The organism is Prolixibacter sp. DSM 2831 (genome assembly GCF_056493735.1).
This window is the reverse complement of sequence record NZ_CM151379.1, coordinates 4,483,262-4,497,539: the sequence shown is the minus strand read 5'-3', so window position 1 is coordinate 4,497,539 and position 14,278 is coordinate 4,483,262. Positions and strand designations below refer to the sequence as shown.

Sequence of the window (14,278 nt, the reverse complement as noted above, 5' to 3'; positions counted from 1 at the left end):
ACCAACCGATGAAAAAAGTCTTACTTGTTCTCCTCAGGACTGTCCTGTTGCATGTAGTATTTGTAGCAGTACTCCTGGGACTTACCGGATTGTATTACTTCCTGCGCGGAGAAATTGAAGGTACCGGATTTTCGCCGCGTTCGTACGCCGAAGTTCCCCACAACCAGATGATAATGGCCATGATAACTTTTCTGGCCGCCCTTCTGACTATTTTATTGCTAGTCCGCTTTATCGATAAGCGCCCGATGGTAGAGATGCTGAGAAGTCGTTTCAACTTAAAGCAATTCGGCTACGGTAGTTTGCTGGGCGCCGGAGTAATTGTTGTTGTCACCTTCATCCTTATGTCGATGAACCAGGTAGGGTTGGGGAAAGGCAATTTCCACGTGCAGAGCCTGTCATATCTGTTGTTGTACTACCTTTTTGTGGCGCTGTATCAGGAATTCTTGTATCGTGGGTATCTGCTCGGTTATTACACGAAGCAGATGCCTGTCTATCTGGCAGTGATTTTATCGGCAGTGGTGTTTGCGCTGATGCACATGGCCAACCGAAATTTTAACGTCATTGCGTTGGTTAATGTTAGCCTTTTAGGTATTGTTCTGGGTTTGCTTCGCATTCGCGGAAGAAATCTTTGGGCACCAATTGGACTCCACTTCCTTTGGAACTTCGTTCAGGGACCGGTTTTCGGATTTTCCGTCAGCGGAAGTCCACGTTCTCACGGAATCTTCCTGATTTGGCTTCGCGGTAGTGAAAATATGACCGGAGGCTCTTTCGGACCGAATGCTTCTGTGGTGACATTGGTTATACTTCTCGCACTAGGCGGTTGGTTGAGTTACCGTCAGTTTTACCAACATCCGGTTACCGAATCAGCCGAATAGAACATCAGCCTTCTGCTTCCGGTGTACGCTGCGGATAAACTTTCAGCGCCTCACGAATGCACGCAACGGCCTCTTTCAGGTCTTCCACGTTGAGGACATAAGCTACGCGCACTTCGTTTTTCCCGCTGTCGTCGGTGCTGTAAAAGCCTGAAGCCGGAGCCAACATCACGGTTGATCCGTTGTGTTCAAATTCTTCCAGCAACCAGCGGCAGAAATGGTCGCTGTCCTCGACCGGCAGTTTCACCATGGAGTAAAAAGCTCCGCGGGGCATGGGTGAATAAACACCGGGAATCTCGTTCAGGGCATTGATGAAGTAATTCCGGCGGCGAAGATATTCGTTATACACCTCTTCCATGTATTCGGGAGGACTGTCGACAGCGGCTTCGGCTACTTCCTGCCCAAGGATAGGCGGACAAAGCCGGGCCATTCCCAGCTTCAGTATCGATGCAATGAGCTCTTTGTTGCGCGAAACAACCGAACCTATCCGGATACCGCAGGCGCTGAATCGTTTCGATACGGAGTCGATCATGATAACGTGATCCTCGATATCAGGCAATTCCATGACCGAGTGATGTTGAAATCCGTCGTAAACGAACTCTTTGTAAACCTCGTCGGAGATCAGGTAAAGATCGTGCTTGAGCACCAACTCGCGCAATTGTTCCAACTCCTCCCGGGAATAGAGATAACCGGTCGGGTTGTTGGGATTGCAAATGAAGATGCCTTTTGTTCTGGGAGTGATGACCTTTTCAAATTCCGAAATGGAAGGCAACTGGTATCCGTCTTCGATATGTGATGTGATAGGTTTGATAACCACATCGGTGCCGACCGCAAACGAGCGGTAGTTTGCATAAAACGGTTCGGGAATAATAATTTCGTCACCCGGGTTAAAGCAAACCATAAAGGTGAATGAAATAGCTTCCGATCCACCTGTGGTAATCAGAATATCAGTGTATTCGACATCGATTTTCCGGTTACGGTAATACTGGGCCAGTTTTTTCCGGTACGAATCGTTTCCGTACGACTGTCCGTAAGGAATCAGTTCGAAATTAAAATTCCGGATACGCTCAATAGCATGTGGCGGGGTTTTGATATCGGGCTGACCAATATTTAATTGTATCACCTTTTTCCCCTGCTCTCTGGCCTTCTCAGCATAAGGTACCAGCTTTCGTATCGATGATTCGGGTAATAAATCCCCGCGTTGTGAAATTTTAGGCATCCTGCAATCTTAAACTTTCATGTTGAAAGAGGCAAAGTTAATATTATAAACTGTCAGTCAAATGGGGGGGTATGTTTAATTATTGTAATATTAATATTGGAAAAAGTATCAAAAAATCATAAAAACTCAATTTTTAAATTGGTCATACGAGTGATATGTTAATTTAAGCTGAATAGTCTAAAATTATGGGGGTTCGTCATATTAGAGTGAGATTATTTCCTCTATTTTTGGAACATACCCAAAAAATAATTAGTCATGATAATAGGAGTTCCAAAGGAAATTAAAAACAACGAAAACCGGGTTGCGTTAACGCCTGCCGGTGCAGCAGAGTTGACTAAGCGTGGTCACGAAGTATATATTCAGGCTACAGCAGGTATGGGAAGTGGTTTCACCGACGAGGAATATGTTTCAGCCGGTGCACAAATGCTCCCGACCATTGAGGATGTTTACGGCAAGGCCGAAATGATCATCAAGGTGAAAGAGCCGATTGAACCTGAGTACGAATTGATTCGCGAAGGTCAGTTGCTTTACACTTACTTCCACTTTGCTTCTTCTGAAGCGTTGACCAACGCCATGCTCCGCAACAAGTCGGTATGTTTGGCTTACGAAACCGTTGAGTTGCCCGACCGTTCACTGCCGTTGCTGGTTCCGATGTCGGAAGTAGCTGGTCGTATGTCGGTTCAGGAAGGTGCTAAGTACCTCGAAAAAACCTACGGTGGACGCGGAATGCTGTTGGGTGGTGTTCCCGGAGTACATCCTGCCAAAGTTTTGATTATTGGTGGTGGTATTGTAGGTACCGAAGCTGCCAAGATGGCCGCTGGCCTGGGTGCTGATGTAACCATCATGGACGTAAGCCTGAAGCGCATGCGTTACCTTGACGATATCATGCCGGCTAACGTAAAGACAATGATGTCGAACGAATTCAACATCCGTAAGATGGTTGAAGATCACGATTTGATCATTGGTGCCGTGTTGATCCCGGGTGCTAAAGCTCCGAACCTGATTACCCGCGACATGCTGAAAACCATGAAGCCGGGTACGGTATTGGTTGACGTAGCTATCGACCAGGGTGGTTGTATCGAGACAACTCGTCCAACAACGCATGACGATCCGACTTTCGTAATCGACGATGTGATTCACTATTCAGTAGCCAACATGCCGGGTGCTGTTCCGCGTACTTCTACGCTGGCACTGACCAACGCTACATTGCCTCACGCTATCGATTTGGCAGAAAAAGGCTGGAAGCAGGCTTGCCGCGAAGACAATTCGCTGAAGAAAGGTCTGAACGTAGTAGACGGCAAAGTCGTTTACAAAGGTGTTGCCGAGGCATTCGGACTTACTTATTACGATGTAGACAGCGTACTGTAAGCAGTCGCTTTCCGATAATAAACCGAGAGGTCGTCAATATTTATTGGCGGCCTCTTTTTTGTGGGCGCTTCTCCGAATGTTATCAACATAAGAAAGTAATTGATATTGAAAAAGCTACTCTGAAAAATTGGAGTTTGTCAACATTGTAAACTTCAAACATTCTTTATTTTTTTCGAAAAGAGGGGTAACCTTTTTCGAAATCCGGGTATTAACAAACGAAGTCCAAGACAGATATTGAGGAGTTCTCCACTCCACTTTTTGCTCCGAATAGCAAGTGTATTTTGAGGGAAAAAAGATTTCAGGATTTGAAACTGATCACATCATATTTTTGATGTTGATCAGTTTTTCTTTTCTGAGGCGTTAATCGAAGTTTAACCTTGAAATACTGAATTGTGCATTTGAATTTTATCGATGTTAGAGAAAAGTCTTCTGGTTCAAAATTATCCTGCAGTCTTTTTGGGTGGGAGTTTTTACTGAAGCAAGCATTGACTTTGATTCAACGGTGAGACTACTGATGAAGAGAGCAAGAAGAACTATAAATCCTAACCTAACAAACAAAACTAAATGCCCCCGAAAGAAAATAGCCTGAAAGCTTATTGGAATTTCCTGTTACACCCCAATCTGAACTACAAAAAGGAACGGTTTACCACCAAACTTCTGAATTTCTTGGTTGTTTTGGTTATCGATATCGCTATCAGCGCCTTGTTGGCCTGGCTCGTTTACCAATTGAGAGGTATAGTTGCTCCGGATGTAGAGGTGCACAAAATTCCGATTTCTCATCAGAAGTATGGTTTACTTAAGTGGAGTTTGGTAGTAACTGTTTTTGTTCCGTTGCTGGAGGAGTTGACATTCAGAACACACTTGCGACCTAAGAAAGGAAATTTTGTTTTGTCATTTATCGGATTGCTGTACCTCAATGGAGTATTGTTGTTGGTATCAATTCACAGTCTTGATGTGCGGTCGAATATTATTGCTGTTCTAGTCGGACTGTTGCTGCTGGCTACCTATTTAGTTTTCCAACGCAGGATATATATCGTTATCGGAAGGCTTTGGCGGCGAAAGTCTGCGCTGGTTTTTTATTTAACTACCATTCTGTTTGGGTTTTATCATTTGCAGAATTACACTGTGACGTTAACGATTCTTATTTTATCGCCAATCTTTGTTCTACCCCAGATTTTTGCCGGATTGAATTTGGATTACCTGCGGGTGCGCTTTGGATTCTGGTGGGGATTCGTGTTACATGGGTTACACAATGCCATTTTCTTACTTCTTCCTGTCTTGCTATTTAATTCGGGAATGCCAAGGGATAAAATATTCGAGAACGAAGTCGTTATTGATTATCCTGGAAATGTAGCTGCTCCGGGAAAATATCAACTAAAAATTGAAGATGCGAAGAGGCCGGTTTACAATGGTAGTAGATAGGGCGTAATGGAATAGACTTTACACATGCAACTGTACGTTTGGCTCTTGCTAAGCTGGGACCATTTCGACCGGAAGAAGTTGTGTTTGAAGATACCGTGGTTGCTAACCGGGTTATCGACCTGCATTTCTCCGATAGGAATAAAGAAAGCATGGATGATTTCAAGATGGCAAGACGTTTTGTCTTTCAGCAACTCCTGAAAAAATATAACCTCAAAGCCCAACTCTTTTTTGTTTCTGCGGGGAACTGGGTGTTGTACAGAAGTCAGTTTGTGAAGACAGAAGAAGATACTTCAGTATTGAATGAGGGAGAAGAAGTACCCAAAAGTTTTGTTTTAAAGGATGCAACGATAAGAGATTTGGCAGATAAAATAGAGGGACTCTATCCGATGAAAGTGAACTGTCTTTCAAAAAACCGAACGAAATATACATGGGTTATCCCGAAAGACAGCACGGAACTGCTACAGCGGACGCTGATGGGAAAATATGGGGTCACTCTGTATCAGGCAAAGAACCGAACAGTAAAGTGTTACATCAGTTCGGCAGAATGAATAGTGGAATTTATATACGAATCCGAATATCTTAAACTTTTCTGTACTTCAACAGAAGTGACTTAAAAAAAAGCAAATGCCCGGCTTAACCGGGCATTTGTTGTTAGCTTTTTGTCAGACCATCTGACTTAACAAATACCAGCTTCTGATTGAATTTTTTGATAATTTCTGTAAAGTAGAATTGTAGGTTGCCATAGTCGGACGCAGCATAAACCGGTCTTTTCAAAGCATAAGTGGCAGTAATCACAACCTGATTACCCGAATGCAATCCTTTGTACCCGATGTGGATTCTTTTGTTGTCGACGGTGTACTCATCCGGCAATGATTGTAGGGTATAACCATCAGGAATGGTGATAGTGGCCACAAATGTCCGGGTTTTGGCGTACGTAATATCAACGGGGTACGTTCGGCTATTCTGTTTAAACGGATTTTCCGACACGGGAAGGTTGAGGAAAGGGGCAACATAAATGCGGTCTTTGATGATCTCATCTGGTGATTGGACATTCATTTGCATGGCAATATGTTCAGCTGCATTGTCCATGTTTTCCGTGATAACATTCCCAAGAATGGTCATTCCATGGTCCTTGAATGGTGCCGTTACGTTGTCGGAGTCTTTTTTGTACGCCTTGCGTAACCGGAAAGCATCATACAAAGTTGCCTGACGTTTGATTTTAGCCTGAATGGAATCGAGACCGGGAGTAAATTCAATCCGAATATTATTGATGGTAGACGACGGCATATAGGAACGAAGATTTACCCAGTCCTGCGCATCTTCTCTAATCACTAATCCTTTGTTACTGAGGCACCGGTCAGGTAGCAAGTCGAACGGGCAGTAGGGTTCCGAAGCATCGGCTAAAACCTGTTTGTCGCCCACTTTAACCAACACAGCTACATAATTGAAACCCTGCAACATGGGATACTGTGAGTGAATCTGGCCGTTAGCACGGGTGCTGAGTATAACCGGTTCGGCATCCATTCCCATTTGTTGAAGAAGAGCAGTCAGGAAGAGGTTCAGGTTACCAATATTACCGGTCTGTTCGCGGGTGAACTCTTTCAACGATTTATAGGCAAACTTACCGTACCTTCCATCCCACGAAAAGTTCTTCTTGACGTAATCGACAGCGTAAGCCAGTTTTTCGTTATCCGATTTGCCTTTTATCTCATTTTCATTGAAGTTCTTTTTGATATATGATTTGCTGGATTTAATGTATTTCCCGAAATCGTGGTCTTTCAAAAGCTCTTTAATCAGATCGGGCCACGTGCTGATGATTTCCGTCGAGTGTCCATCGGAAAAATGAATAGCCGCAAGCTGGAAATCGATTTTCCGAAGGTGGTCCTCATCTGAAGTAATATATTCTTCGTCGTCGAAAGCCGGCACGTCTTTCATCACGAACCGGTGAATCATGTTGTGATATTCCACGGTACCAAAACGACGGCTGATACTCCGGTCTTCGTATGATTCCTGTACATCCGGATTTGCGGGACTTTGAAGTGTAAAGACATATTCATAAAATGGAATCATGGCTACCGAATACTCACTGTACACTGTTGGAATCCGATGCTGGAAATACCAGTCGTGGAGGTTGAATTTGTAGGGTGAAATGATGGTGTAAGAATATTCGATAATGGAACCATCTTTCACATTCGGCATGGCGAATTTCTTGTCTATCCAGTTTGCATTTATTTTTTCTTCGTACACATTTTTCAGGTCGAGAGGTGTCTTGGTAATTTTGCCATTCTCCCAGTTGTAGGTGCAGGCCTCCAGTTTGTAAATTTGTTCAATAGTGTTGCCATCCGTGTACAGAGGAATCTTAATTTCCGAATAGTCGTATCCGGCTTTGTTGAATATTTTGATGCGGGTTTTTCGTTCAAAGGTCACATCGAACCCCGACTCTTGTTTATTGACGATAAATCCGGATTTACCCATGTCGAATTCATATGCAGCGCCCGGATCTCCTGGGAAGTCAGAAGATTTTAATTCTAAATCTTCTTTGGTGATTTGCCCGTAAACGAATCTGGGCTTGTCAGGAACTACTCCAAACGAAGTAGAAAACGATAATAACAGCGGAAGAGCAATTAGCCAATGTTTTTTCATGAGATTATAATTTTGTTGTCGTTAAAAATGTCAGGTTAGTTTTCGATTTAATGTTTCGAATGAATTGGTAAAAAGCAGGGTACGAAGTCAAATCAATATTTCCTCTGTTAATGATAAAACGCCTTTTCAGGGTCAGCTGCTTATCGGTAGCAGTTGCCTGCATTTCCAGAGAGCCAAACGCATTATCAATGGAAACGGAGTCCGGTATCTCGTCGAGTTTTACCGGCTGGGTAAAGTGGTATACAATGGAATCCTGAGAACAGATGGGATAGCTCATTTGAACCGGTAGTTTTCGCTCATTAGGAGCTTCAAACCTCGGGATGCTTAACGGAATGGGAGAAATTGCCAGGTCTTCACCGTACATTTTCCCAAAATGATTGAGCTCCAACGTAGCGTCCAGCGTAATTGTCGATGCTTCCCTGTTAGTTTTGCTGAGTTTCCAGCTTTTCAGTGTAAAATCCTTTTCGGGAAGAAAGTCGCGAATGTAGTCTTCCTGTACATTGGCCGGGTAGGAAGTGTACAACTGATTAAAAAGACCAAAAGCATTTCCCCGGAAGGTATAATGATAGTGTGCTTCGCATTTTTGATTCGGATGTACATCGTAATCAATCACGCATCTGTTTTGAACCTGTTCAGGCGATAGTGACGGTGTATGAATTAGTTGGCTGTTCTGTTCATCAATCAAAAAGGCTTTCCGGTTTTGAATGGAAGTTCCTACATAGCCAAAAGGAATAGAATTGTTGGTGCACTCAATCCATGTGGTATCCTGGTTCAGCGGAAGCATCAGGACAACATGATTAAATTGTTGCGAAGGAAAGCTGTCGAGAACAGGTCGGGGGGTACCGCCGGCGTAAATGTCGCAGCAGTATGCCTGAATGCCAGCCGCTTCCAGCAATGCTTTCATGTAATTGGTCAATGCTTTGCAGTCGCCATATTTATTAGTGGAGACATAGGACGCCGGATAAGGCTTTAATCCGCCGACTCCCAGTTTGACATTAATGTAACGCGTGTTGTCCTGCAGATAATGATAGATTTTTTGGGCTTTTTCAATGGGGGTATCAAGTGGCCTGACCAGATTTTGGATTGTTGTTTTCTCCTTTTCAGGAAGGTCATCAGCTTCCTTCAGTAATCCCGATTGCCATTTTCCGTAGGCTTGCCAACTGCTAAAACTTCCGGCGCTACCATATTCAAAGTTTTTAGGAACCACCTCGACCCGGGGCAGAAGACTGTAGACCGATGGCGAGAAAACTTCTTCATCCGGAATTTTCGGTACGGAGGTTTTCCAGAGGTAAGTCATCGTTTCGTTATCTGCAGACGCTTTTGCTTTTTCAATGTGTTGCCGGTAAATTTTGATGGGATAATGAAGCGGTGTCGAAATGCGGAGTTCTGCATTCAAGGTCGGAACATCTGTATCGATAATCGGTATCCAGTCTGTAATCTGAAAAAAACGGTGGTAGGAAATCTGGTACGAATAACTGATGCGAAAGGGAAAACGGTTATAGCGAACCGGAATTTTCTTGACGTAATCATCTTCGTACAATGAGAAATCGGATATAGCACTGACATCCTGAATCTCACTTTTCTTTATTTTTCTGATTAGCTCTCCGCTGGTTTTTTCAATCTGGACTTCGAGTTTGGATATCTTATCTTTTGCGGTATACGGAATATAAATAGTTCCGTACTTTAGTCCTTCCTGATTGTTGATCTGGATAACAACTTTCTTTTCCAGTGTTAACCGGCCTTTTTCTATAGTATAATTCGACAGATACCGGACGGTCATTGCATCGACTGATGCTTTGGCGAAAAAAGGAGATCCCAGGAATAGCAAGAGAATTCCTAAATACTTGTACATGGTTAAATGGTTATTGTTGGTCCGAAAGGTTACTCTTTTCGAATGGTTGAAAATAGGAATTATTAGGAGCTTCTGATATGTTTTGAAGCAGTTGAATGCGAGTGTTTAGTATGCTTTTGAAAATGTTTTGCTTCAAAAGGCATCTTGTTTATTGTACAATTACTTCTGTTTTTTACAGAAAAGTCGTTCCTTTGTTTCGGATCAATTGGGTTGATTCAACTTGTCAGATATAACACAACTAAAACAAATTAACATGAAACGAGCCCTGAGAATCAACTTTTCCTATCGGAGCAGGATGGTCGTGGCGAGTTCCATGTGGTAATTGAACAATTAAAAACAAAACACATGAAATGGTCTGCGATTCTGCTACTTGTATTTCTAACCCTGGGCAATAATTTGTACGCATTGAAGCCAAAAGCAAACGATGAAGCCATTGAGAAGAAAGTAAATGATCTTCTCAGTAAAATGACACTGGATGAAAAAATTGGTCAGTTAAATCAGTACACCAGCCAATGGGAAATGACCGGGCCCGCACCGATGGGAGCATCGGCACAGCATCAGTTACAGGAAATTAAATCTGGTGCCGTTGGTTCGATGTTGAATGTTGTAGGGGCCGACGCTACCCGAAAAACACAGGAGCTGGCGGTGAAAAACTCCAGGTTGCACATTCCCCTGATTTTCGGTTACGACGTGATTCACGGATTTAAAACCATGTTCCCGATTCCGTTGGGCGAAGCAGCCAGCTGGGAACCCGAACTGGCAAAACTTTCTGCCCATGTAGCTGCTGTTGAGGCATCGGCTTCCGGTTTACAGTGGACGTTTGCCCCGATGATGGACATCAGTCGCGATGCACGCTGGGGCCGCGTGATGGAAGGTTCGGGCGAAGATCCATACCTGGGAGCTAAATTTGCTGCTGCCCGCGTCCATGGTTTCCAGGGCGACGACTTGTCGAGCGACAATACGGTGGCCGCCTGCGCCAAGCACTTCGCTGCTTATGGTTTTGTGGAGTCGGGTCGCGATTACAATACAGTCGACATCAGCGAGCACACGCTGCGAAACACCGTGCTGCCACCATTCGAAGCTGCTGTTAAAGCGGGTGTCGCTACCGTGATGAACTCTTTCAACGAAATTGGCGGAACACCAGCGACTGCCAGTGCTCATTTGCAGCGTGACATCCTGAAAGGACAATGGGGCTTCAAAGGTTTTGTGGTTTCCGACTGGAACTCTATCGGCGAGCTGATTCCTCACGGCGTGGCAGCCAATAAAGCTGAAGCAGCCGAGCTGGCTATTAAAGCTGGTAGTGACATGGACATGGAAGGTCACTGCTACATCACTTCTCTGAAGAAGTTAGTAGAGGACGGAAAAGTGGACGAATCGCTGATTGATGATGCTGTTCGTCGTATTCTGCGCGTGAAATTCGAATTGGGTCTATTCGACGATCCATATAAATATAGTAATGAGAATCGGGAGAAAACCGAAATTCTTACTCCGGAACATTTGGCGGCAGCCCGGAAAGTTGCCCGTCATTCCATTGTTCTGTTGAAAAACGATGAGCACCTGCTTCCGCTGAAAAAAGAAGGGCAAACCATTGCGGTGATTGGTCCGTTGGCAGCTGATAAGGATTCTCCCCTGGGAAGTTGGAGAGCCCAGGCGATTACCGGTTCTGCGGTATCATTGCTTGAAGGAGTAAAAGGAGCGGTTGCTGATCCCAATAAAATACTTTATGCCGAAGGTGCTCCGTTAACCATTGGTCAGCCCAGTTTTACCAAGGAGTTGAAATTCAATACCACCGATAGTTCCGGATTTGATGCTGCTCGTCAGATAGCAAAAAAAGCGGATGTGGTTATTTTGGCTGTTGGCGAAAATTGTTTTCAAACTGGTGAAGGACGCAGTCAGACGGAAATTAGGATGAAAGGCTTGCAGGAACAGCTGATGAAAGCGGTCTACGCTGCGAACCCCAATGTGGTTGTCGTTCTGACCAATGGTCGCCCACTGGTCATTGACTGGATGGCGGAACACGTTCCGGCTATTGTTGAGGCCTGGCATCTTGGGTCCGAAGCCGGAAACGCCATTGCTGATGTATTGTTCGGTGATTACAATCCTTCCGGAAAATTGCCGGTTTCATTCCCGCGCGCCGTTGGACAATTACCTATTTATTATAATCACAAAAGTACAGGCCGTCCGGATCCGACAGGAACTGTCTTCTGGTCACATTATACCGATCAAAAGAAAACTCCGCTGTTTCCGTTTGGTTACGGTTTGAGTTACACTACATTTAAGTATTCGCCGGTTGAGCTCAGCTCGCACGAAGTGAGCATGAACGGAAAACTGGATGTTTCGGTGAATGTGCAGAATACCGGAAAAGTAGCCGGTGAAGAAGTTGTACAATTGTATATCCGCGACCTGGTGGGTAGTGTATCGCGTCCGGTAAAGGAATTGAAGGGATTCCAAAAGATTGCTCTGAAACCGGGTGAGTCGCAGAAAGTGACTTTCACGTTAACGTCAGATGATTTGGCCTTTTATGGTGCCGATTTGAAGAAGAAAGCAGAACCGGGAGAATTCAAAGTATTTGTTGGAACCAACTCCGATGATGTACAGGAAAACTCCTTTGTTTTAAAATAGACTGAATTTAACAAGGCCTAAACCCCGCAGAGTGATCTGCGGGGTTTTTTCGTTTATGCCGGAAAAATTCTTTTAAGCATTTTTGGGTTTTGATTGTTAACCCTGAAGGTTTGTCAATACAAAATTCAGATTTTATAACAAAATGTTCGAAAATATTAATTTATTAACATATTTTGAAAACTCAATAGCAAACTATAATTTAGTCCGAATTTAATAATCAAAAGTTCTTATGATCCGAAAAATTTTGGTTGCGAACCGTGGTGAAATTGCGGTGCGGGTGATGCGTTCCTGTCGCGAGATGGGAATTCAGAGTGTGGCAGTATTTTCAGAGGCCGACCGCAGTGCCATGCATGTTCGTTATGCCGACGAGGCCTGTTTTATCGGACCGTCTCCATCGTCTGAGAGTTATTTGAACATCGACAAGATTATGGATGCGGCAGTGAAATCAGGAGCCGACGCAATTCATCCGGGTTACGGATTTCTTTCCGAGAATGCGGAGTTTGCACGTCGGGTAGCAGAAGCCGGACTGATTTTTATTGGTCCTTCTCCGGACGCCATTTTGGCAATGGGCGATAAGCTGACTGCACGGAAAATCATGATGGACGCGGGCGTTTCGGTTGTTCCCGGAACCCGTGATCTTATTGAAGACGAAGACAAATTAAAAGAGACAGCAGATTCGATTGGATATCCAATCATGATCAAAGCATCGGCTGGCGGTGGTGGTAAAGGTATGCGCCTCGTAAGGGAGGAAAGTGAACTGGTAAGTTCCTACCGGCGGGCCCGTTCCGAAGCCGGCAGCGCCTTTGGCAACGACGTGGTGTATATGGAAAAATACATCGAGTCGCCTCACCATATCGAGTTCCAGGTGATGGCAGATGAACACGGCAATACCGTTCATCTTTTCGAGCGCGAATGTTCCGTACAGCGCCGTCACCAGAAAGTAATTGAAGAAACACCGTCGCCATTGATGACACCTGAATTGCGTGCCAAAATGGGCGAACAGGCTGTTGCTGCAGCCCAGTCGGTGAATTACGTAGGAGCCGGTACGGTAGAGTTTTTGGTCGATAACGACCATAATTTCTACTTCCTGGAAATGAATACCCGTTTGCAGGTAGAACATCCCATTACCGAAAGGGTAACCGGTGTTGACCTGGTGAAAGCGCAGATTATGGTCGCCAATGGCGAAGAGCTGCCTTTCAAACAGGAAGAACTTACCCAAACCGGACATGCCATCGAATGCAGGATTTACGCTGAAGATCCGAAGAACAACTTCATGCCGAGTCCGGGTCTGATTAAGCACATCACTGAACCACTTGGATTGGGCGTACGTACCGATGGTTATGTGTACGAAGGTTATGAAATCCCGATTTATTACGATCCGATGATCTCCAAGCTGATCGTGTGGGCACAAACCCGCGGTGAAGCTATCGAACGGATGAAACGGGCGTTGTATGAATACAAGATCAGCGGTGTGAAAAACACCATTCCATTCCTGAAAAGAATTATGGAAGCGGAAGATTTTGCGTCCGGCAATTACGACACTCATTTCATCGAGAAGAATCCGGAGGTAATGGAAATTCCATCCGATTGTAACCAAGAGTGTGAGGATATGGCACTGTTTATTGCCTATCTCGACTACACCGAGAAGATGAAGAAACTGGTTTCGGAACCGACCGAAAACGGTAAAAGTGAATCATCTCCCTGGAAAGAATTTGCACGACGTAAAAGTGTACTCCGACTTTAATCAACCATTGAATTATGCAGAACGAAGTAAGAATCAATTCGCGTACAGCGAACGTAGAGCTGCTGGGTAAGGAAGGATCAAAATACCGGGCACTTATCGACGGCCGCGAATATGAATTCGACGTGGTTCGTGTTGAGCCGGGGATTTATTCCGTGCTTTACAACGGCAAGTCGACCAACATGGAAATGATTGAGGTAGGCAAAGCCAACCACTATAGCGTTAAAACCCTCACCAATCAATACGAGGTAGAGGTGATTGATGCGCTTACCCGTTACAGAAACAATACGAAAGGCGATCTGGCATCAGCCGGTAATGTGATTACCACACCTATGCCGGGTAAAGTGGTTCGTATTCCTGTAAAAGAAGGGGAAGAAGTGGAGGCTGGCCAAACGGTCATCACCATATCGGCCATGAAAATGGAAAGCGAATACAAAAGTGCTTTCCACGGGACCGTGAAAAAGATTTTGGTAAACGAAGGAGATACCATCGAGGGACATCAACCATTGATTGAGTTGGAATCCCTTGAAGATTGACCT

10 protein-coding genes are annotated in these 14,278 nt (G+C 44.6%); 7 read left to right on the top strand and 3 right to left on the bottom strand.

What is annotated here, in order from left to right; translation table 11 throughout:
• Window positions 1-8: 8 nt before the first annotated feature.
• Entirely contained in the window at window positions 9-875 is an 867-nt protein-coding gene (locus AC060N_RS18650; protein WP_479525043.1) for a lysostaphin resistance A-like protein, read from the top strand.
• Window positions 876-879: 4 nt separating this feature from the next.
• Here AC060N_RS18650 and AC060N_RS18645 read toward each other — a convergent pair whose 3' ends face one another.
• On the bottom strand, window positions 880-2,091 hold the full coding sequence (locus AC060N_RS18645; RefSeq protein ID WP_479525042.1) for a pyridoxal phosphate-dependent aminotransferase: 1,212 nt from the start codon (window positions 2,089-2,091) through the stop codon (window positions 880-882).
• Window positions 2,092-2,346: 255 nt separating this feature from the next.
• Here AC060N_RS18645 and ald point away from each other — a divergent pair, with 255 nt between their 5' ends.
• The 3 genes from ald (at window position 2,347) to AC060N_RS18630 (ending at window position 5,429) form a co-directional block, all read left to right on the top strand.
• The gene (gene ald / locus AC060N_RS18640; RefSeq protein ID WP_479525041.1) at window positions 2,347-3,459 is read left to right on the top strand and encodes an alanine dehydrogenase; all 1,113 of its coding nucleotides are present in this window, start codon (window positions 2,347-2,349) and stop codon (window positions 3,457-3,459) included.
• A gap of 564 nt (window positions 3,460-4,023) precedes the next feature.
• The gene (locus tag AC060N_RS18635; RefSeq protein ID WP_479525040.1) at window positions 4,024-4,881 is read left to right on the top strand and encodes a CPBP family glutamic-type intramembrane protease; all 858 of its coding nucleotides are present in this window, start codon (window positions 4,024-4,026) and stop codon (window positions 4,879-4,881) included.
• 38 nt (window positions 4,882-4,919) lie between these two features.
• A complete protein-coding gene (locus tag AC060N_RS18630; protein WP_479525039.1) occupies window positions 4,920-5,429 on the top strand; it encodes a hypothetical protein in 510 nt (169 codons plus the stop codon).
• A gap of 103 nt (window positions 5,430-5,532) precedes the next feature.
• Here AC060N_RS18630 and AC060N_RS18625 read toward each other — a convergent pair whose 3' ends face one another.
• On the bottom strand, window positions 5,533-7,524 hold the full coding sequence (locus tag AC060N_RS18625) for a DUF3857 domain-containing protein (RefSeq protein ID WP_479525038.1): 1,992 nt from the start codon (window positions 7,522-7,524) through the stop codon (window positions 5,533-5,535).
• Window positions 7,525-7,528: 4 nt separating this feature from the next.
• Window positions 7,529-9,376, bottom strand: coding sequence for a DUF3857 domain-containing transglutaminase family protein (locus AC060N_RS18620; protein WP_479525037.1), 1,848 nt, complete (start codon window positions 9,374-9,376; stop codon window positions 7,529-7,531).
• Window positions 9,377-9,721: 345 nt separating this feature from the next.
• On the opposite strand from AC060N_RS18620, the gene bglX reads away from it, so the two are divergent.
• From bglX to AC060N_RS18605, 3 genes are all read left to right on the top strand, one after another.
• Window positions 9,722-11,998, top strand: coding sequence for a beta-glucosidase BglX (gene bglX, locus AC060N_RS18615; protein WP_479525036.1), 2,277 nt, complete (start codon window positions 9,722-9,724; stop codon window positions 11,996-11,998).
• Window positions 11,999-12,227: 229 nt separating this feature from the next.
• Window positions 12,228-13,742, top strand: a complete 1,515-nt coding sequence (accC, locus tag AC060N_RS18610) for an acetyl-CoA carboxylase biotin carboxylase subunit (protein WP_479525035.1) — start codon at window positions 12,228-12,230, stop codon at window positions 13,740-13,742.
• A 14-nt stretch (window positions 13,743-13,756) separates the two neighbouring features.
• On the top strand, window positions 13,757-14,275 hold the full coding sequence (locus AC060N_RS18605; RefSeq protein WP_479525034.1) for a biotin/lipoyl-containing protein: 519 nt from the start codon (window positions 13,757-13,759) through the stop codon (window positions 14,273-14,275).
• The last annotated feature ends 3 nt before the right edge of the window (window positions 14,276-14,278 follow it).